The sequence below is a fragment of the Streptococcus shenyangsis genome, assembly GCF_006385785.1.
GTDB classification, from domain to species: domain Bacteria; phylum Bacillota; class Bacilli; order Lactobacillales; family Streptococcaceae; genus Streptococcus; species Streptococcus shenyangsis.
The window spans coordinates 102,626-125,741 of record NZ_VFSH01000005.1; the positions used below are offsets into that span (position 1 = coordinate 102,626).

The window sequence follows — 23,116 nt, forward strand, 5'->3', positions numbered from 1 at the left end:
TTTCCTCTTTTTATGGGAAATGAGTCATAATCTCACCCTTAGGAGTGACTTCAACCAAGCCCATCAGGAGATTACGCACCATATCCGCACGGATTTGTTCTTTCATAGCTTCAAAGCCCGCGTAGGCTTCTTGATAATACTCTACGATTGGATTTTTCTGACTAGCAGACTGGTCACCGATAGCCATCGATAACTGTTGGAGATAGTCTACCTGCTCTACCCAGTTGTCATCAATAGCCTTGAGCATAGAAAGTCGTAAATACTGTTCATACAGACCATGTTGATCAAGCAATTCTTTCTTTTCAGAAAGTTCTTTATCAATCACCTGTTTCATAAAGTTACGAACTGCAGTTTTGTCAGTCACATTTACATAGTCTGGAACTTCTTTAATATGAAAACTAATATTGGTCACAATGAAGTGGAAGAGTAGCTCTCGGCTTTCATAGTCTGAAGAAGTCACTTGATCTATGTAGCTAGCAATGATTTCATCAACAACATCTTCTAAGTCACGAGAACCATCTATTAGACGATTACGCTCCTTATAAATCATATCCCGTTGAATATTCATACTCTCCGCATATTCTAGAGTCTGACGACGTGCCGAACGTCCAGCACTATCACTGGCATGCTGAGCTCTTTCAACTAATTTCCGATATTTGCGTCCCTTAAGAACCTCTGGTTGTGTCATATCTTTGACTTGGTAGTCTTTATACTTTTTATGCACCCAAGATGGGCCAAATTTCTTGATAACATCGTCCTCTAAAGATACAAAGAACTTACTCATCCCAGGATCTCCCTGACGACCAGAACGTCCACGAATTTGCAGGTCGATCCGCTGACTTTCCATCCGCTCCGTTCCAATGACAACCAAACCCCCAAGTTCTGCGACCCCTTTACCAAGCTTGATATCCGTCCCACGTCCTGCCATAGAGGTAGCCACTGTCACAGCCCCCATCTGACCTGACTCGGAGATGATTTGAGCCTCACGCGCCGCATTGTTAGCATTTAAAACATTATGGGCAATTCCCTCTCGAAGCAAGAGTGACGAATAAAGCTGAGACATTTCAACTGAGCCTACAAAAACGAGTAAGGGATTCCCCTTAGCATGGTATTCCTTGATGTACTCCAAAGAAGCATACACTTTTTCAGGTAAAGTGACGTATAGATTATCTGGATAGTCAATCCGTTGTCTAGGACGATTGGTTGGAATGCGCACTACAGACATATTGTAGGTTTCAATAAACTCTTTTTCTGCAACCTTACCTGTCCCTGTCATTCCAGATATCTTATTGAACATCTTAAAAAGACTCTGATAGGTGATAGAAGCCATAGCCCTTGTTTCTGGAGATAATTTGACATGTTCCTTTGCCTCAATGGCCTGATGAAGACCTCCTTGAAGTTTAGTTTGTTCCAACAAACGACCTGTTCCCTTATCTACCAGTACCATTTCGTTCCCACGAATGACATAGTCCTTGTCTTTGGTAAAGAGTTTATGGGCTCGAATCGCATACACTAAATGACGAGCAAAGACCGCATGTTCTTCCTTATAAAAATGATCTATTCCTAAGAAACTTTCAGCAGCCTTAGCCCCCTTGGTAGTGAGCCAGATTTCATCCTTCTCCTCTTTAAAGATATAGTCCTCCCCTTCTACCAAAGTCGTTACCAGCGTGTCAATAATACCGTAGTGATTAGACTGAACACGCGGGGCTCCGGCAATGATCAGAGGTGTCTGAGAACTGTCCAATAGAATATCATCAATCTCGTCAATAATGACGTAATCAAATGGTCGTAAAAATTTTCCTTCCTCATTTGAGGCTAGATTATCATTTAAATAATCAAAACCTAAATTACTATTAGTTGTATAAATGATATCTGATGCATAAATTCTTTTTTTCTCTTCTGACGTCAATTCCTCTTTAGGATCATCTGTAAAAGGTACCCCAATTGTCAATCCTAAGAAACGGTAAACTTGTCCCATCTCTTCAGCATCGCGTTTAGCTAGATAGTCATTGGTGGTAATCAGCATGGTTCCTTTTCCTGTCAGGGCATTGAGATAAACAGGCATAGTAGCTGTCAAGGTTTTTCCCTCACCTGTATTCATCTCAGCGACATTTCCCTGATGGATAACAATTCCTCCCATGACTTGGACATCATAGGGAAACATGCACAATACACGTTTATCCGCTTCACGAACAACTGCAAACGCTTCTACCAATAGGTCGTCAAGAGTTTCACCCTCAGCAAGACGTTGACGAAACTCCACTGTTTTTGCCGCTAGTTCTTGGTCTGATAAAGACTTCATCGTTCCTTTAAGGGCATTAATCTTCTTTAAAATTCTTTTGACTTTACGAAGTTGGAAATCTTGATATAAACCTTTAAACACGATTCATCTCCTTAATAGAAAAAGAATAGAAATCCAAGGACTCAAAACCAGCACTTAGAAGGGAAACTTGGTAGGTATAGGTATCATCAGGATAAGTAAAATCAAAGACTTTCATTTTTTCAATTTTCTCTTCAATCACATCTCCGTATCTATCAAAAAAGGCAATCTTTGTATAAACTCCATTTGTAGGTTGGCATTCAAAATTCATGCATAATTGATAATCGTGATTTCTTTTTAACAAAGGGAGGCTAGGCTGAGTACGAGCAGCCTGGTAATTGACATTAGAAAACCATGTTTTTAAGATTTCTCCTGATGTCACTAAGGGATTATATAGACTAATATGTTTGTCTTCATAATAGGTTACCTTACTACCATACATAAATGTCCCCCCTACTTCGCCCCACTTAATGTCTGTTCTCTGATTGATAATCATTTGTCCAACCTTCCAAAATCTGATTTCAAAATCATACGGTAAAAATGTAGAAACCAAGCAACATTGGTATCTGTATCATCATTATGTCGTCCATCTGTACCTTTAGACAAAATCTTAGCCCCTGTATGGCAAAGATGTTCTACTAACTGATCGTAGGCTTTGCTGTCCATATCTTCATCCTTCATATAGGACAAACCAAAAATTGTCTGGGTGAAATCAGCCTTTTTAAAAGCATTCCAAAAAGTTTGATCCAGATCTTCCATATGCTGGGGACTAACTCCGCCCGTCTGATGTCTCAGTACATCAAATCCTGTATTAAATACTCCTGGTGCCTCTAAACGCCCTCGTCTTGCAATAGTCCCAATGTTAGCTAGTGGCTTCCCGACAATAACTGCACGCGGTTCAAAAGTGGCTCCATAGTAGAGCGATGGAAAAGTTCCCATTGATAAGCCTGATAAAATTAAATCTTTAGATGTCAAACCAAGATAATCCAAATAATATTGAATGGTTTCCTTAATCTTATTCTCTAATCCTTCACTACCTAAGTAAAAGGCTCCACCCACAAGACGAGGATCCGAAAATAGAAGAAATGGACATCCTAAATTTTTCATCATAAAATATCCTTCAAATCCCTCAGCTGGACGAAAACCTGAAAAGTAAACAGCTAAAGGTGGCTTAAAATCACCTGGATGGAAAAAGTAATTAATTTCATCTCGATTTTCGTCATGTAATATGTTACCACCAAGGACAAATTTCCCAAACTGTTTTCGGCTCCAACGTTGGTGAAGATTCCCTAACTGGAGTTTGCCTTCACCACGTCCTTCAATCGATATATATATCAAATAATTAGCCTCTTTACTATCCATAATTATAGCTTTTTCTAAATCAGCTTCTAAATAAACTTCCTCTTCAAAAAATTCATCCACTGAACCATTCCATATCTTGCGAATCACCAACCTAAACTCAAAATTTCCTTGTTTTTTGTACTCTAACCATAGTTCTATGGGTAAGTTTTTATCGACCATAAAATTATAGGACCAGTAAGCTAGTTGTTGGAAATCCTCTCCAAAATTCCCTTCTAGAGTCACGTGTTCAAATCCTTGATAAGAAATAGAACCTTTAAAGGAGGGATGAATTTGGATACCAGATGGAAATAGTTTATCACCGTAACCTCCACCAAAGAGAGAAGTGGACAAATCATTGACTAATTGCTGAGGATCTGAGAAGTCTATAGCCTGAGCACACCTCTGCTTTAACAAATCAAAAATAACCGAATCGGACGTCTTAAACTCTTGATCATAAAAAAGAGTGTAAGGCTCAATATGATGAATAAAAGGCAGTAAATCAGATAAATACTGTCCATCCTCTATTAAGATAGCATGAAAACTGGTTATCCCTTCCATTTCCATCATTTTACGAAGGGCTAGCGGTGAGTTGGGACAGAAGTAATACCAATCCATGTTTTCAGGAATTTCATAATGATGAGCCCAATTATCAATCCCTATCTGTAGGATCTTATAATCCTTTGACATCTGTAACCTCCTCAATCCAGTGATGCAACTTATCTAAGAATCGTTGTCCAGTATGCTCCTTGATTTTATCAATAGAGTATACTAATGCTTGGTTCCATTCTTTCAGTTTATCTGTATAGTAATGTGCCGCCTTGGAAAATTCGGTCACATCTGAAATCAAATAACCATTTTTCAAATGTTCCACATAGACGGTTTCGACCTGATTAATCTGAGGAATCCCTGCACTAATACCCGCTATTTGGGTATAGAGGTGGGGTTGTTTATTGAGATCCACAATCAAACGAACAAACTCTAGTGTCTTAATCAAATCCAACTCGTCATTCATATTGACAAATTGAAAACGTAATTCCTGCTCTTGATTTTCTTCTAAAGGATTTTCTGCCTCACCGTAATCTATTCCTTTTTTTAAACTATCAGTATGGATTTGTTCCTGAATGATTTCATTGACAAGTGATTCTACCTCTTCCATTTGTTGCTGACTAGCAGAAAAGGCACCAAAAATAACTTCTGTATTTTTTGTTTCAGCAATGAATGATAAGACCTGAAATAAGGCTTGTCTATCAATTCCTTCAGAAAAATCTAATTGATAATAAATAATCGATTCTTTTCTAGTCTGACTTCTTCCCAGTCGTAAACGCGTATCAAAAGGAGAAAGATGATAAAATTTATCCGATAGAGTAGGATATAGTTCCTGCAAGAGTTGTAAACTATCTTCTCTATCTACTAAGACTATATCTGCCTGATCAAATGATAGAGCTAAGTCTTTAAAACTAGCTTGAGCATTCCTATTAATGAAAAGACTCAATATTTTAGCAGTTTCACTTGGTAGGCAACTGAAGATAAATTGGTCATGATAGGGATGAGAAGGGATAATGAAAATATCCTGTTTTTTTTGTTTCTTTTGAATATATTTATCAAAAAACTCTGCAACCAATTGACTCATATCAGCGTAGTGAAGATGTTTAAATTGATAGCCAAATATTGGATTTACCTCTACTCGGCCTCCCTCGTTTAAATACTCTCTAAATCTCCAAATCCCCTTAGGATTCAAATAGTCCTGATAGGTAGGCTGTCCATCTTCGAAATAAATAACACTTGATACAAAACCACGGTCATCCATAATATAGTGCTGACTTATCTGGCCATTCTTATCAAAGTATTGGATATCACTGATAAATCCTTCTACTCCATGCTCCACCTTTGCATACTTTTTACCATTTTTTTGAACCACTATCGCAAAAGGACTATAAAGAAATTGACAATCACTATCCCACTCTATATCTCTTATATTGAGAACCTGAGTGTGGGGGTCTTGCAAGTCTTGCATGTCATCAAAGATAGAATAGACTTCTGTCTCTAATACACCATGTCTATGTAAAAAGTAACGCAAATGTGGCTGATAGGCTAATACTAGTAGTCGAGACGGTATCCCTTGTCTTTGAAAAAGCCTAATTTGATTGAATGTATCATCAAATTCAAGCTTAAAGTGAGAATAATACCATGGAGTCAAATCAGCGTGCCATTGGCGGTTTGAACCATACCAAGCTGGTATAAAATAATACATAAAAACCTCCTAAATCAAGGGTTTATAAGTTTCATTTAATCTCAGAGCTTTCATTTCATCTTTAATTGTAAAAATCATACCTCCGAACATCATAAATAAACCTGGAATCATAGCAATCCTCAATAAATTTTCATCAGATAAAACAAATAACATTGGAGTACCTGCCATCAAAACATTAAAGATTCCTCCTATGATCGAAAAGCGCAACACTAATCGATTAATAAAATGACTTGTTTCCTCTCCTGGGTAAACTCCATAGATATACTCTCCAGATTTCTTCATCCGATCTGAGATTTGGTCTCCACTCATATTGACAAAAGCAAAGGCAATACTAAATAAAAAAATCATGGCAATATATGAATAAATCCATAATGGTTTTCCGACTCCATATTGAGCCGATAGTTCAGAGAAAACTGATGACTTCGGAAAAAGAGTCTGTAACAATAAAAAGATATAGGTAGGTAAACTTAAAAAACTCATTACATACATAAAAGGCATACCACCAGCTGGATTTAACATTATTTCCAAATAAGAATAGCGCTTAAATCGACTACGTAAACCAATCTTATGAACTGGTATACGATAACGCGCTCTATACATAAGTACCATCATATAAATTAATACAATACTACTCAATACAATAAGTAACATTACACCCATAGAAATTCGAACAAGCTGAAATGTATTTATAATATCTTGTGGAATATTTAAAATAATACTAGCTAGTAAAATAACTACAGAACCACCTACTCCAAGTTGAGCATTTAAATCTGATAACCATATGAGAAAGAAGGAGCCAGCTATTAATAACAGAGTATTCATTATGATCACTAATAAGGAGGAATAAAGATGTTGTATCGGTAAATTCAATGAGAGCGCTAAAGATTGAATCAAAGCAATGACTAGTGTTAAATACATCTTTCTTCTATCTTGAACTTCTACTGCCCCTGAAGAAATATTCAATTTCTTAGAAAAAGAGAGTAGTTGCCATAGAATCATTGACGACATCCATGGTGATAATCCTATAGAAAACAGAGACAAACTTCTCAGATTCCCTCCTAGTAGTGCTGTTGAAAACGCCAAATATGCCGTTGAACCACCTAGAAAGTCTCTACTGTTCAAATCAACAAAAGGAAGAGTAAGTCGGCTTCCCAATACATAGATAAACAGCAAAAATAAAGTTATCAATCCCTTTTTTACTGCTATTGATGAATAAATTTTTTTCACGAAATACTCCTTATTAAATCTTAGTTTGAATTTCACTATAGTTAAAATTTGTACTTGACTTAAGACTAGTTTTCCAAACTCTTTATAGCTTTAACCATTTCGTCAGGTCTATCTACAGAGAAAATACCACTGTAAATACTATCATCTAAGAATTTCCTAGTATTATCAAAAGTAAATATTTTTATCTCTTTATCCCTGGTCCTAGACAAGACATCCAAAACCTCTGCTCCATGATTAATATCTAAATAGACCGTCGCATCATCTAAAAGCCAATCAATCCTATTATGAATGATACTCTGATAAAGTTTCACATTTTCATAAACTGAAAGATGAGTTAAAGCAGGAGCACAATATACTGGAGCTCCGATATTAAAATGCCAATCTGGTAAAGACTTTATTAAATATTCTAAATGCTCTACTTCTAAAACCCATGTTGCAATAAAAGCATTCTTCTTAGATTGGTTACTACGTTCAAAATAATTAAGATTTGCTTTTTCTGATATCATTTCAGACCAATCTAAATCTCTATATACCCACCACAGTTCTCGAAGACGCGATATACTATAAGTCTTCCAAGGTTTATCAGGATCTGCAAAATGCGTAATTACCGGCCACTTTTTATTTAAATTTTCTATTTTCCCTGACATATGTAGAAAATCCAAACCAGTTAATTGATTAAACTTGTAATCTAAATGTAACCATCTAGTCTCAAAATAAATATTTAAGATACTTTGGTCTGCCATTTGAACTTGATCTTGCTTTTCTTCTGTCAATACCAATAACTCATGCGTAATATTTTGATCTCTCCACATATCATTATTGATTAATAATACTCCAGCATGAAACCATTAATAGAAAGTTCCTATCCATATTTGTCCTGTACTGCTGCTATAGAATAGCCATTAAAATCTAATTCAAATAAGGGACTTAAATCACCACTCACAATCAAGATATAAAGCTCTACCTTCTTCAATAATGTTAGGGATTAAAAATCTATAAAATGTAGCATAGTTTATAGAATTTGCCGTTTTAAAATCTTTAAAGTCACTAGAATCCAAACGAATATTTTTAATACTGGAATCAAAATATTTTAATTTAGGAACTAATAACTTAAACCATTCTGGTGCTATATCACTATTTAAAATATAAAAATCAACTTCTGTATTATGACAAAGAATCGACTTAATTGTTGTCTCTAACTAAACTAAATAAGCATTATCCGCTGCTAAGACAATTAATTTTCTTATGACTTTCCTTCCATAAAATTCTTAATCATTTCTACCATATCATCAGGTCTATCATGATGGCAAATCCCAACATATCTTTCCTCAGGTATACCAGAGAAATATGTGTTATCAAATGTTAACATTGGTTTTTGATGTTTTTTTACATACTCATAAACTATGTCCATTTTTCCGTCATGATTAATATCTAAATATAAGTCTGATTTCTCAACTATTTTCTCTACTAAAAGAGGCAATATATTTGGATATAAAGTCACATTATGAAAACGAGAAAGAGAAAGCAGCTCACCTGACATATTTGTAAATGCCGCAAGATGAAAATGGACATTGGGCAATTTCTGAATAAGATAGTCAATTTTTTCAACATTCCAAGAATTAGTTAAATTGACACAGTGAAATTTTGGTAGATATTCTTCAACAGTGTAACAAAGACCTTGTTCACTCCAATGTTTAACAACTTCAGACCACTCGAGTAAGTTATAATGCCACCAAACTTCCCTTAATCTACCTACAGAAAATTGATTCCAAGGTTTATCCTGAGATAAGAAATGTAAAATTGTCGGTAATGGATTTAATGAAATCTGAAAAATAAATTCATGATTATGTGCTGCAGCACCATAGTCAAATCCTATTTGAAAATTGTAATTCCAATCTAAATCTTTGTAACAATCATGAAAGAGCATATTTAAAATGGACTGATCTCCTTCTGCCACATTTTCATGTTCTTTTTCTGTTAATTCAATCAATTTTTGTCGAACATTTTCAGATTTCCATTTTTTATTATTGATTAAAAGAACACCAGCGTTAAAGCCAATTCCTACTCCAAAACAAGAACGTGCTGCTGCCAGATAATTTTCACCTAAATCTAGTTCAAACAAATCGGTCAAATCACCAGTTACAATCAAATCACTATCTAGATAGAGAGCTTTATCTTCTGTTACAAAATCTGGTATAAAATAGCGTGCAAAGGTCATATGATTGATATGAGGCAATTTATTTGACCAGTTCATTTGAAATTGGGGACCAATTAACTTACAATCAATCAAGTCGCTTCCTATTTCTTGTAATTTTGGTCGTAAGAAACGAAACCACTCTTGAGGAATGTCTTGATTGAAAATATAAACTTTCAAACCACTATTGTGATAACACAAAGATTTTAAGGCAGTCTCAATCTGTCTAATATATCCATAGTCTCCTGCAAAAACTACAGCTTTTTTATCTTCTAACATTTTATCTCCTTTAAGTTTAAGGTAATTCATTACGATAAGACAGTGAGCACTTGACTATTATATGCCTCATCTTCTATAAATTCAATATCTTGATCAAAATTATGTTCCGCAGTATGCTTGTGATGCAATTTAACCTTTGTATCAGCTCCCATTTTCATCCATTCATACTCTGAATCAATATGACCAATATCTAGAACCCGATACCCCTTCTTAAAAAGATTATAGGATAAAATTTTAGCTGTAGGACCAAGCATACATAAAATAAGGCGATTTTCAGCATACTGTAATACAGCTTCTTGAATCTCTTCTATACGCGCATAAGCATTATGGGAGGGACAGATAATCCGCTTAATTGAATTTGCTCCATCAAATAAATCATTACCTACACCTGAACGAGAAGTTACTCCTTCTACAATCAGAATGTCCTTATCCTTCCAAATTTGTTTTAATTTTTCAAATTGACTAAATGATTGAGATTTATCCACATAATCAATGTAGGGTCTAGATACAAATGTAGTCCCATACCAATCTGCTCTAGCTAATTCTACATAATCTTTTAAATGATGTTCTAAATGTCCCTTCCAGAAGGCTTCCGCTGCTGGTGTAAAATTAGAACGATCAGCAAATACATTTGGTAAGCCGATAACTAATTTTTCATCACTTTGAAGAGAAATAATCTCTTTCAACTGACTTGCAAGATTCTCATCATATACTTGATAAGGAATAGATTTCCCTAACATTAAATCCATCTCTCCATCTCCAAAACGGATAATAGAAGATTGGTTTTCTATTATATAATCTAGAGTTTGATCAATACCCTTAACTATAATCGCTGGTGTTCTTGCTTGAAATGTTCCAGAAATAAGATTTTCAATGTCTTCCACCATACGTTCAGGTGATTTTGAAGAATATATCTGTTGTCCAAAGAAGCCATGTTGGGTACTATCAAAAGAGAAAATGATTTTATTCATTTCATGAGCTGACTTCACAATATCATGTGTTGAATGACCACAGCTAATATCTAAATACAATCCCATTCTTACTTTTAATTGTTCTAATTTTTCTATAGTTATAGCTGGATGTAAACGAATATTTCGATAGTTATTTTGTAGTTCATATAACTTAGGCCCCATATCTGTCCAGGCTGCGACATCAAAAATAACATGTGGAAGATATTGAGCTAAATAGTCTAATTGTTCAATGTCTTGTGTATCTGTAAATATTAAGCAATGAAATGTCCCCTGATTATAATCTTTTAAAAACCGAGAATGGCTAGCATAGTCTTTGATAGCTTCTATTATTAAATTGATATCTTCTTTGTCAAATACCATTTGGTTATACATTCCATGCTGTGTATTGGAAAAGCTTAGGATAGGAATCCCAAGTTTATCAACATCTTTCAAGATACTTTCAACTTCCAATCCCTGATGGATATCCAAATATAGATTTGTTGATTGTTTCAGCTTATCTAGTACAGGTGGAACAATCTGTGGATGCAATCTCACATTATCATATACAGCTAATTTTGTTAGCTTATCACCCATATCCGTCCAAGCCGCAATATGAAATACCACATCTGGTAGAGCTGTAACCAGCTCCTCTATTCCTTCTAAATCTTGGGAATTAGTTAAAGTTAAACACGAAAATTCTCTATCTAGACGAGGTAGAAGTTCAAACTCTCCTATATGGTGTTGTAAAATCTGACTCCATTCCAAATCATGGAATTCCCACCATAAATCACGATAACGATTGGCTATCAAGGTAGTCCAAGGCTTTCTGTAGGTCGTAAAATGAATCACCACTGGTTTGTCATTAAAAGCTAGATGTTCCTGCCAATTATTATACAAAGCAACACCATCATATCCTACTTGTAAATTATAAGCTCGACCTAGCTCCAACCAATCATCTTGCAAGACTTGATTGAAAATCGTTTGATCTCCATTAAAATGTTCAAAACGACCTTCTTCAACTTCCTTTGTTGTTAGGATAGACTGTTCAATTAGTCGTTCTTTTAGTTTCTCTTGACGCCATTTTTCATTATTGATTAGTAGAACACCAGTATTAAAAACTTGACCATTTGCATCTCTAATCGCTGCGAGATAACGTTCTTCTATATTCTGCTCAAATAGATTGTCTAATTTATCATTGATAATTAAATCACAATCCAAATACAAAACCGTATCTTCTTGTATATAATCTGGGATAAAATATCTAGCATAAGCAATCGAACTAATGTGAGCTTGTTTTTTCCAATTCTGAAATACAGTCTGTTCAGGTAGTTTAACATCGATAATCTCACTACCTAACATGCGAGCTATTTTGCGTGGCTTGCGAAACCAATCTGGCATAATATCTTGATTTAAAATATAAATCTTAACATCTGAATTGTGGTATAGAATAGATTTTATAGTTGTTTCTAACTGCGTGGTGTAATTACGATCACCAGCTAATACAATTGTTTTAATCATCTTGTTCTCTTAATCAATTCCTAAGTGATAGATTGCATCTACCAATAACTTTTTAGTGAAATAACCTTCTTTTAGCAGATAGCTAAATGTCTTGATACGATTCGTCATTTCTTGATATTCTTGTAGATTCATTTTATCAACTATCTCATGAACTTCTTCTAGGCTATCTGCCACAAAGCCCAAGCCTTGGTCTACTATAAATTTAGCAGTTGATAAGCTACTCGGTACAATGACTGGGATACCAGCGGTTAGATAAGTACTAACCTTATGAGATATATTCAGAGTATAATATTGGTTACTTTCTCCATCATTTTGGTGAGTTCCCCAGACAAGACCAAAGCCACCCTTTGATAATTCTAGCAATAGTTCCTCGTCTTTTTTCCATCCTTCAATGCTGAGATTTCTGGCATTGGAACTAGCTTCTCCTTTATTTGAAAATACTCTCAAAGGCGTATCTTGAGACCAATTTTGTAAGTCTGGAAAACGTTCTAAACTTCCAGCAAAAAAGAGTTCTTTTTTAAAAGATGGGGTGTATAAGGATAAATCATGAGGATGATCCCACATACCTTGAACGAGAATCTTCTTAGTTGTCAATCCTTCTTCAATCAGACGTTCTTTCATCCTCTCTGATGGGACGATTATAACATCTGATAGATTATACATATACATGTATTCATTCATGAGATAATAGTTACTATCAAACATGAGGGGGACAACATCATGGATAAAGCAAATAATTTTCACTTGCATATCCTTCAGTTTATCAAACAAGACTCGATCAAACTCAAAGCCATTCCAAGTAGGAGACTGAAAGACTAAGACATCACCAATAGAAATACTGGCCATAATCCCATCTAGACGCTTATTCATTTCAGAAGGGCTATCTGAAGCAATGTTATAAAAATAGATACCAACCTCTCTAAAACCCAGTTGACTGGCTATCTTTTGCACGGCATTTTGTGCTAGAATAACCGTACTATCACTAGCCATGCCGTATAAGTTTGTTAAATGTAGTTTCATATTGTATTATCTCATCTTTTATTAGTATCTACGGAAGTAAAGACAATTTTTCCATCATTCTTCTATAAATCTCTGTGAACTGCATATTTTGTTCTTCTTCAAAACTATCTAATTGATTTCTGTCAATCAAAATATGGTTTATTAAATCATAACCCAAACTAACTAGAATAGACCACCTTTGAAACTCTTAGAAGTATCTTCCATGTCCAGTAAGTATCAATTCTTTAACTACCTGTATTTTAGTATCCGGCAACATTTAAGACTTCTTTAATCGCATCTACCATTTTTTCCGGTCTCTTAGATTCACAGATAAAACTTGCTTTTTCTACATTATGACAAGTATTATCAAATGAAAGAATAGGTTTTCCAATTTGATATACCTCTTCAATAATATTAGCAATTTCATTTTCATGATTAATATCTAAATAGAAATCAATCTTTTCTAAAATCTTTTTGAAATTCATCGGATTGAATGAAGGTAGTATTCGTACATTTAAATATCGTTGTAAATCAACAATTTCAGATGCAAATCCTGTATGAGCCAGAATTGAAAAGTGAACCTGCGGTAATTCTCTAATCAAGTATTCCAGATGCTCTATATTGCAAGTATTTGTAAAGATAGCTGTATGATAGAGTGGTGCTTCTATGAGTGAGTTTAAGCCCTTCTTAAAGTCGGCCTTTCTCATCACAATATCAGACCATTCCAAAGAATAATAGAACCACCACTCTTCTCTAAAGCGATTTAAATTCACTTGATACCATGGTTTGTCTCCTGTAAAATGAATAATCTTTGCTGAATCTTCTAATTTCAACGAATCGATATACCAGCTATCAATTTGATAATTTTTTGCAACTGTATCCATTCCAACCATGAAATTATATGAAGAACCTAAAGCATACCAACGATTTTCAAATAATCTATTTAAAATTCCTTGATCTCCAAAAGAACTATCATGAAATTCATTTGTTAATTCAATAAGTTTGTCTGTTACTCCTTCTGTTCTCCATAATTCAACATTGATTAACATTACTCCAGCATTAAACGTGCTTGGAACCAACTCATCTTGAACAGCTTTTATAGGAATATCCGTCATGTCAGTCAAAAATAATTCTTCAATATCTCCTCTTACTATAATATCTGAATCTAAATAGAGAGCCTTTTCCTCTTTTACAAATTGAGGAATAAAATAACGAAAGAATGTTGCATAGCTTAAATGGGGCAATGGAAGATGATAAGCTCTTAAACTATTACCACTTATTTTCACATTAACGATTTCAGATAATAAAGGTTCCAGTCGTTTAGACATTAATTGAAACCATTCTGATGAAATATCATCATTAAAGACATAAAATTTCAAATTACGATTGTGAGCACAAATTGATTTAATTGTTGTTTCTACCTTATCTTGATAGCCATTATCTGCACCTAAAACAATAACTTTCTTTGTCATTTATCCATCCTCTTAATCTATATACTTTCTAATTTCCTGAACCATTTTATCTGGATCGGTAGGAGAAAATACTTGAGCTCCCTCGTTGCAATGATTTGTATTTGAAAAAGAAAACACTGGTTTCCTCATATTCATTACTACATTTGTAATATCATCAATCTCATCATGATAGTTTATATCTAAATAAAAATCTAATTTTTTCATTACTTTATCATAAGAAAAACGATTGTACTGTTGATAAACTGTTACATTAGGATATCTCATTAAATCAATAATATTAGAGGCAACCCAAGTATGAGCTAATATAGAAAAATGAACATCTGGTAAATTTTCTATTAAATATTCTACTTGCTCCAGCTCACAACTATTTGTAAAAATAGCTGTGTATGCCTTAGGAATAACTGTCAAATCTTGATATGTCTGAAATACCCTTTCTTTACGTAACAAAATATCCGAACAATCTAGCCCCTGATAGAACCACCAAATATCTCTATAACGATTTTGACTCATATGCAACCAAGGTTTCTCTCCTGTATAGTGGATGATATAAGGCAAAACATCGTCAGGAAGGGCTGAATTGTACCACGATGATAGTGCTTCTGGAGTTGCCTCAACAGCGATATGAATTAAACTATCTAAACCAACCATAAAATTGTATTTACGATCCAATTTTTTCCAGTTTTCCCCAAATACCATATTGAGAATACCTTGATCCCCAAAAACTTCTTGATGATGTTTATTTGTTAGCTCAATTAGTTTTGCAGAAAGATTTTCTTGTCTCCATTTACTAACGTTAATCAACATCATTCCTGAATTAAAGCGATTTTCATACCCTTTTACAAAATAGTCCCGAACACCAGCAATCCAATAGTCTCCTAATTCTTCCTGAAATAGTTCATCCAACGAATGAGTCACTACTATATCCGAATTAAGATATAAGGCTTCTTCTTCCACTACAAAATCTGCTATAAAATATTTAAAAAATGTAGCGTAGGATAAATAAGCACTTGGAAGATGATAGCCCTCTAATTGATGATTCGAAATCTTGACATTGACAATTTCTGAATCAATTACTTTTAATCGTCTATTCATAACTTGAAACCATTCGCTCGGAAGATTATCATTAAAAATATAAAATTTTAAGTTTCTATTATGCGTACATACCGACTTAATTGTAGTCTCTAGCTTATTTAAATAACCATTATCTGCTCCAAGAACGATTGCTTTTTTCACTTTATTTCTCCTCATAGATTATCCCTGTTAATAAAAAGTCTAATTCCTCTAGCCTCTTAGTTTCAATACTGTTTTCTAGTCCTTTTTCATTTGCAATTCGATGCCAATAGTCTAGATAAAAATGATGTTGTTAAACGTACTGACTTATATCGTAATCTTTTTATGCTACCATCGTAATCCTTTCCAATCTCAAATCATGATTATCTCTAATCATTTTTTCTGAAAAACCATTATTTGAAATGCTAATCTTTCGAATACGATATATAAGTTATTTTTTTACTTGCATAAATAACTTATAATTTGTACCTATATCTTCTTTAATCCTTCCTGCTGGAAATGTTATTTGATCAAATAGTTCACGTTTTGACAATATACACCATGAAGTTTGCAACGTTGAGTCTCCCCCTTCAAATTTAGGTAGCTGTTCGACTACTTTTCTCCCACTATAAACATTCTCATACTCATCTCCATATTCATAAGCTCTTTCCTCATCATAAGCACCATAATAAACTGTTGAAACATCTACATTATACTTTATCATCAGTTCATATAAAGTTTCTAAGTAAGAAGAATCTACAAAAGTAAGATATGTCACTATCGAACGTTCAATTCCAATATTTCTCGCTGAAGATAATCCACCATTTTCTTTTTTCAAAATAACGGAAACGAGTATCCTTAGCAAGATATTCTCTACAGATATATGCTGAATTGTCTGGGGAGGCATCATTGATTAATAAAACCTCAAACTTTGATACGTCTGATTCTGAATACTGTCCAAGTACATTCGTAAATAATTCTCAACGTTATAGACTGGATCTGCGATACTGATTAATTCATTTCCATACTATAATTACTTTTCTCCTAAAATTTTTTGTATCTCTGTCACCATTCCATTTGCATCTTCTGTTCTAAAGACTTTACTATATCCACTTGAATCATGACTAGTATTCTCAAAAGTATAGACAGGTTTATTCTGTTCTATTGCTCTATTAACAATACCATCCACCTCTCCCCAATGGTTGATATCTAAATAAATATCTGATTTCTTCAACAAGTCCTCAATAATATCATCATGATGAACATTTGTGTATATATTTACGTTTTCATAACGATTGAAACTTTCAAGATGATCCGAAATATTTGTTTTAGCTGCTATATGGAAAGCTACCTCTGGAAGATTTTGAACAAGATAGTCTAGGCTTTCTAAAGTGTCCGAAGCTGTTAAAGTAAAAACATGAAATTGGTGTTGGTTCCTAGGAATGATTTTCAAATCCTCTTGAGAAGTAACGATAGAATTAGCTGGTATATCTTTATAAATCAGAGCATTTGCTCCAATTATGACATTATCTCCAATAGTCACTCCTTTTAAAATGACAACATTGGTTCCAATCCAACAATTGTTTCCTATCGTTATTTTGTCAGCAGTAAATTGAATTTTTTCGATATGGTAATTTGAGTATTTATGATTATGGTCAAAAATCCTCACCCCATCTCCAAACATGGTATCCTTACCAATTTCAATTTCTTTACCACAACGAATCGTACAATGGTCATTAAAGAAAACTCTATTTCCTAGTGTTAATTTAGCATTATTAGCTACTTCTAAACTTACAAATGAACGGAATGTAACATCTGTTCCTAATTCAATAGTACTAGTAGGAGAAATCTCTATATGATGAAACTCTCCTAATAACTTTACAGAATCTTTAAAATCCATGTTTTTCTTCCACTTCTCTTAATTTCTCAATCATTTCTTTAACTTGTTCTACTTTGTAGGTTATCTGTCCCATTTCACGATATTTTGTATTTTCAAAAGCTAAAATTAACTTTCCTCTTTTTGAAAATTGATCTAACATTTCCTCTGTTTTTTCACCATGATTAATGTCTAAAAGCACCTGACTAGTCTCAATTAATTCTTGATCCAGTTCTACTAAATAATTGATCCCAGCATAAACAGTTACATTTGGATAGACCAACAATTGTTTCAAACGATCACTGACCATCACTCTAGCTGCAATCTTAAATTGAATATTAGGCAAGGATTGAATCAATGTATCAATTTGTTCAATCTGATCTGAAGACGTATAAATTAAACAAGTAAACGGTTCTCTGATAGGATAGATATGTGATTTTTGTAGTGGATGTAAATGATGATTTTGGCCCAACTCTGTCCATTCCAGACTATGATAATACCACCAAACATCACGATAGCTCTGCGCAGCTAAATCAAACCACGGCTTTCTATGTGAGAGATAGTGGATAATACCAGGATAATCTTGACCTGCTGGTAACTCATAATCTGTGAATTGCTTATGAATCACAACATGGTTATTGTCAAATTCCATCTCTATCCATCTATTTTCAAAGAGCATATTTAAAATACTCTGATCCGCTTGATCTACCTTATCATGCCACTCATTTGTCAAATCTATCAAACGTTGGGACATGTTTTCTTGTTTCCACAAACGATTGTTGATTAGTAAAACACCCGCATTGAACATTTCCCTGCCATAGTATACTCTTCCTCCATAATCTCGAACAGCTGCTAATGGATAGTCTTGCAAATCTGTTTCAAACAAGTTATCCAAATTTTTAGTTACTACCAAGTCACAGTCTAAATAGAGAGCCTTATCTTCTTGCACAAAGTCAGATACAAAATAACGCAAAAATACTGTGTAACTAATATCTGTTTTATAACGCGAAATTTGCTCATAAGTAACCCGACAATTGATAATCTCTGAGTCATATCTTTCCAATCGCTTGTTTAATTGTTTAAACCATTCATTAGGAAAATCACTATTAATCAGATAAAACCGAATCGAGCGATTATGATAGCAAATGGACTTAATAGTCGTCATGACCTGCTCGACATAGGCATAATTTGCTGCAAGGACAACAGCTTTTTTATCTATTGTCTTTTCAGTAGTTAATTGACTTAAAACCACTTTTTTAGCAGCAAGTTCCTTGTATGTATTAGTATCCGATAAGGTACTAGCTTGACCATTAGATAGTACGCTATCTAACATCTTACTATAAACTGCCAAGTGCTTTTCTAAAGGATAGCCTAAACTAGCTAGTAAAGTAATACGTTCCGACATCGCATCTACTAAAGCATGCATCCACTTTTCAGTCCACGACCTAGAACTACTTCCTTCTCTCTGGCGGTAAGCATATAAACCTGCATTCAAATAGATTGTCTTTTCAGCAAGTAAATAAATCTTTTGATTGAGATATCCATCTTCACCTAATTTACCTACTTCAAAACGTAGCTCCCTAAATAAATCTGCTTTATAAAGCTTTCCACCAACACAAAGCAAAGCAAAATTCTTCATATGTTCTGATTCATAAAAATTTTCAAAAATAGAGACATTATCATACACTTTCTCATAATAGGAACTTCCAAATATATGGAAGTAGAATATCCCTTCCTGTTCATTATATGAGTAATAATTCCCAACTGCAATATCTGCCTGATACTCAATTAATTTATTATATAGAACTTCTACATAATCCGGCTCAACCCAATCATCTGAATCAACAAAGGTAACATAAGATCCTGTCATTCGATCCAAGCCCATATTTCGTGCTTCAGATTGACCACCATTTTCTTTTTCAATATAAATAATTCGATTATCTTTTTGTGCATACTCTTGACAAATTTTACCCGAATTATCTGTAGAGCCATCATTGATAACGATAATTTCAAGATTTTTATAAGTTTGGTTAATTAAACTATCCAAACATTTATTTAGGTAATTTTCAACATTGTAAACTGGTACAATTACCGTAATTTTTTCAGTCATGAAGCTATTCTCCTTTCCTAATATTATAACATTTTTTTGCTATTTTTTAAGCTATTAAGGAATTTCCAAGTTAAAAAAATATATTTATTTCATTGATAGAATCGTTCATACAGTATCAAATTATAATTAAACTAAAAATTGTATAATAGTGCAAAAATATAAGTTGAATAATTTAAAATATTTAGCGTTATAATCTTACTGCAGTTACACAATAACATTTTCGAATGATCAATCCTAAAGATAAATTTTTAATTCATCTCAGACATCTAAAAAATGACTCGTCTATATGCATATCAAGTATCTTTTAGGAATTTATTGATATAACTAGCCTTATTATTTTAGAATAGCTATCTAATAAACGTAAAAAAGCGACCCACATCAAAAATTAGATAACATTCTAATTTTTGAGTATAAGCCACTTTTTCTATCTAAAAATAAAGAAAAACAAATTTGTAAAATGTGTTTTACTAACCTTTAAAATATTTAGCTGCAATTGCTTTTTTGACCAAAATTTGTTGATAAGATTCCACATCTCCATGTTTAAGAGTTTCTTCTTCATGAATAGATAATCGCCATTTATAAGCTTGAATTTCTCTATCCAATAACTCCTGAGGAGCTCCAATCAATTGGAGAATAGTCATACGTTCTTCAATACTCTTTAAGGGATATACATCTGCAAGATTGACTGTCCTTGTAACACTTGTAGAACGTTTTCTATGGATATAAATAGCCTTATTCATAAAAGCAATTTTATCTGTCTGAAGATAAACTTTATAAGTTGTGTAATCATCCTCTACACTTTTATCTGTTGGATATACAATATCTTTAAACAACTCCGTCTTGTATAACTTCGCCCACGGAACTGTGAAGCATTGACTGAAATTATACTTACTGTCATATTGATGGCAAAACCATTCAAATGGCGTATAAGTCTTCTCAAAATAATCATCTGTTCCTACATGAATCAAAAAACTAGCTTGATCATCTAAAAATTGAGTAAAGTTTCCGATTGCAATATCTGCATCTGTTTTTTTCAATAAATCATAAAGATTTTGGATATGATCCAACTCCAACCAGTCATCATTATCTACAAAAACGATATAATCCCCAGTTACAACTTCCAAGGCACGATTGCGGCTAGAAGAAACCCCACCGTTTCTTTTATGATAGACTTTAACACGTTCATCTTGATTTTGATAACGTTGACAGATTGCTGCTGAACCATCTGTTGAGCCATCATTAATCAAAATAATTTCAAGATTTTGATAGGTTTGTTGAACGATACTATCCAAGCATTTTTCAAGATATAGTTCTGACATATAAACAGGAATGATAACACTAATTTTTTCCATCATTTTAATCATATACTCCTTTTCTAATGCAATATATAAAAAACAAAGTCGATTTCAGTATAGTAGGCATTTTTTAAGATATGCTCTAAATTAATTCTAATATTTCTAATAACAGATTAATCACATTTAACTTTCCCTGCATTTGGTAAGTATTCTCTTATAAATTCTGATATATCCTTACTCATGATTTTATCCAATCGTTCAGAAATAATGTCTTCTGGCCAATTCCACCACGCAATTTCTAACATCTGTTCACGGAAAATAGGCTCTGCGATTCGATAACGAATCACTTTGGCTGGATTGCCTCCTACAACAGCATATGGTTCTACATCCTTGGTCACTAGAGCCCCTGCTGCTATGACTGCACCATCTCCAATAGTTACCCCAGCCATGATTTGAGCATTGTTACCAATCCAAACATCATTACCAACTCGAGTTGGACTTTTCAAAATATGGTCATCAGTCATCTGCAATGACTCATCCGTGTAAAACACCTCTAAACTCTTGAATGGATAAGTTGTAATCAACTCTAAATCATGATTTGCAGTGATAAATTGAACATTATGCCCAATAGAACAATAATCACCAATTATAACTTGACCTCCGTGGTCATAGTCAATTAATTGTGGAATGCCATACGTATGTTTCCCTACTATTAAGGCTCCGTAATCAATCAAATAGCGACAAGTATATTTTGTCAGGTAATCAAATAAATCTGGACGCGAATCATATATTCGTATTTCCAAGGGAATCGTTTCCTGATGTAAACCTTCCCAGTAGGAATAACCTACTTCTTCATAGCAACACTCAAAAACTGCTGTTAGTTGCTCTGACTTAGAATATAATTTAAGTTTGTAATCTTCTAATTTCCAAAACCGCTCATTATCATGACCTGCTCCACCAATATCTCTAATCTTACCATCAGATAAGAATTGAAAATAACGTTGGTGTTGCTTATTTTTATGTGAAAATAGACAGAATTTTCCAGATAGCAATTAAAACTCTCTCCCTTCAACTAAATTGACTATATCTATCAGTGTGTCTACAATATGAATAACTTGTCATCCAACTAAAACTTTTATACAAATTTAATGTTACTAACCATTAATATAGAGGTACTATATAGCGTTCTGTTATTATATACATCTTACCACAAATAGCCTTATAATAAAAGCAACTTACATACAATTAACAACTCGGAAATATAATCATACACAATTCAAGGTCATGCCGATGAAGTTTTATTTCTTCAAGGATATTAATCAACAAGTAAAGTGAGGTCTTAAAGTCTTGTTTACCATAGGCTACAATCGTACAGGAAAAATGCGAATACAACTATCGATCATTAGTGGACATTTACGACGAAATAATGCAAAAAATCCCCTGGATGAGTTTTCATCCAAGGGATTTTTCATAAATCGAAATAACAATACTTTCTATGTATTTTTAATCCGATTATTCTTCATCATCACGTTTACGGCGTTTCGCAAACAGACCTAGACCAGTCACAGCTGCCAAAGCTCCAAGGAGTGCAGATGACTTAGAAGCTTCTGTACCTGTATTTGGCAATTGCTGTCTTGACTTACCTGCTGATTCTGATGGTGTTTCAGAAGATAATGTGTCTGTTGACGCTGATTCTGAAGCACTTGTTGATGCTGATTCTGACGCACTTGTTGATGCCGATTCTGAAGCTGATGTGCTTGCTGATTCTGACGCACTTGTTGATGCTGACTCAGATGCACTTGTTGATGCTGATTCAGATGCTGATGTGCTTGCTGATTCTGAAGCACTTGTTGATGCTGATTCAGAAGCGCTTGTGCTTGCTGATTCTGACGCACTTGTTGATGCCGATTCTGAAGCTGATGTACTTGCTGACTCAGAAGCTGATGTGCTTGCTGATTCAGATGCACTTGTTGACGCTGACTCAGATGCCGATGTGCTTGCTGATTCTGAAGCACTTGTTGATGCTGACTCAGATGCTGATGTACTTGCTGATTCTGACGCACTTGTTGATGCTGACTCAGATGCACTTGTTGACGCTGATTCTGACGCACTTGTTGATGCTGATTCAGAAGCTGATGTGCTTGCTGACTCAGATGCACTTGTTGATGCTGACTCAGATGCACTTGTTGACGCTGATTCTGACGCACTTGTTGATGCTGATTCAGAAGCTGATG

General features: G+C 34.1%; 15 protein-coding genes and 2 pseudogenes. All 17 read right to left on the reverse strand.

The features are described 5' to 3' along the window. Positions 1–10: 10 nt before the first annotated feature. Complete coding sequence (gene secA2, locus FJR77_RS05280; RefSeq protein WP_140833566.1) at positions 11–2,383, reverse strand: accessory Sec system translocase SecA2; 2,373 nt, start codon at positions 2,381–2,383, stop codon at positions 11–13. Further along, positions 2,376–2,816 (reverse strand): accessory Sec system protein Asp3, encoded by a 441-nt coding sequence (asp3, locus tag FJR77_RS05285; protein ID WP_140833568.1) that lies wholly within the window; start codon positions 2,814–2,816, stop codon positions 2,376–2,378. The genes secA2 and asp3 overlap by 8 nt, the downstream gene beginning before the upstream one ends. Further along, positions 2,813–4,348 (reverse strand): accessory Sec system protein Asp2, encoded by a 1,536-nt coding sequence (asp2, locus tag FJR77_RS05290; RefSeq protein WP_140833570.1) that lies wholly within the window; start codon positions 4,346–4,348, stop codon positions 2,813–2,815. The genes asp3 and asp2 overlap by 4 nt, the downstream gene beginning before the upstream one ends. After that, complete coding sequence (gene asp1, locus FJR77_RS05295) at positions 4,332–5,912, reverse strand: accessory Sec system protein Asp1 (protein WP_140833572.1); 1,581 nt, start codon at positions 5,910–5,912, stop codon at positions 4,332–4,334. The genes asp2 and asp1 overlap by 17 nt, the downstream gene beginning before the upstream one ends. Before the next feature lie 9 nt (positions 5,913–5,921). Further along, on the reverse strand, positions 5,922–7,139 hold the full coding sequence (secY2, locus tag FJR77_RS05300) for an accessory Sec system protein translocase subunit SecY2 (RefSeq protein ID WP_020900722.1): 1,218 nt from the start codon (positions 7,137–7,139) through the stop codon (positions 5,922–5,924). A 65-nt stretch (positions 7,140–7,204) separates the two neighbouring features. Then, positions 7,205–8,326, reverse strand: a pseudogene (locus FJR77_RS05305) (glycosyltransferase). A 56-nt stretch (positions 8,327–8,382) separates the two neighbouring features. Then, positions 8,383–9,612 carry a glycosyltransferase gene (locus tag FJR77_RS05310; RefSeq protein ID WP_140833574.1) on the reverse strand — a complete coding sequence of 410 codons (1,230 nt, stop codon included), beginning with the start codon at positions 9,610–9,612 and terminating at the stop codon, positions 8,383–8,385. Between the two features lie 29 nt (positions 9,613–9,641). Continuing rightward, positions 9,642–12,080 (reverse strand): SP_1767 family glycosyltransferase, encoded by a 2,439-nt coding sequence (locus FJR77_RS05315; protein WP_140833576.1) that lies wholly within the window; start codon positions 12,078–12,080, stop codon positions 9,642–9,644. A 9-nt stretch (positions 12,081–12,089) separates the two neighbouring features. Further along, a complete protein-coding gene (locus FJR77_RS05320; RefSeq protein WP_140833577.1) occupies positions 12,090–13,100 on the reverse strand; it encodes a sugar transferase in 1,011 nt (336 codons plus the stop codon). 239 nt (positions 13,101–13,339) lie between these two features. After that, positions 13,340–14,551, reverse strand: coding sequence for a glycosyltransferase family 8 protein (locus tag FJR77_RS05330; protein ID WP_140833578.1), 1,212 nt, complete (start codon positions 14,549–14,551; stop codon positions 13,340–13,342). 12 nt (positions 14,552–14,563) lie between these two features. Continuing rightward, positions 14,564–15,784: a glycosyltransferase family 8 protein gene (locus tag FJR77_RS05335; RefSeq protein WP_140833580.1), complete on the reverse strand. Its 1,221-nt coding sequence runs from the start codon at positions 15,782–15,784 to the stop codon at positions 14,564–14,566. 605 nt (positions 15,785–16,389) lie between these two features. Beyond that, positions 16,390–16,518 (reverse strand): annotated as a pseudogene (locus FJR77_RS10445) (glycosyltransferase family 2 protein); the annotation flags it as partial. 116 nt (positions 16,519–16,634) lie between these two features. Next, positions 16,635–17,501 carry a DapH/DapD/GlmU-related protein gene (locus FJR77_RS05345; protein ID WP_140833582.1) on the reverse strand — a complete coding sequence of 289 codons (867 nt, stop codon included), beginning with the start codon at positions 17,499–17,501 and terminating at the stop codon, positions 16,635–16,637. Continuing rightward, entirely contained in the window at positions 17,491–19,587 is a 2,097-nt protein-coding gene (locus FJR77_RS05350) for a glycosyltransferase (protein WP_140833584.1), read from the reverse strand. The genes FJR77_RS05345 and FJR77_RS05350 overlap by 11 nt, the downstream gene beginning before the upstream one ends. A gap of 467 nt (positions 19,588–20,054) precedes the next feature. Further along, a complete protein-coding gene (locus FJR77_RS05355) occupies positions 20,055–20,939 on the reverse strand; it encodes a glycosyltransferase family 2 protein (RefSeq protein ID WP_140833592.1) in 885 nt (294 codons plus the stop codon). Between the two features lie 116 nt (positions 20,940–21,055). Beyond that, entirely contained in the window at positions 21,056–21,685 is a 630-nt protein-coding gene (locus tag FJR77_RS10450; protein WP_308851410.1) for a CatB-related O-acetyltransferase, read from the reverse strand. Positions 21,686–22,394: 709 nt separating this feature from the next. Further along, the coding region (locus FJR77_RS10515; RefSeq protein ID WP_140833586.1) for an LPXTG cell wall anchor domain-containing protein at positions 22,395–23,116 on the reverse strand (722 nt) is incomplete at its 5' end.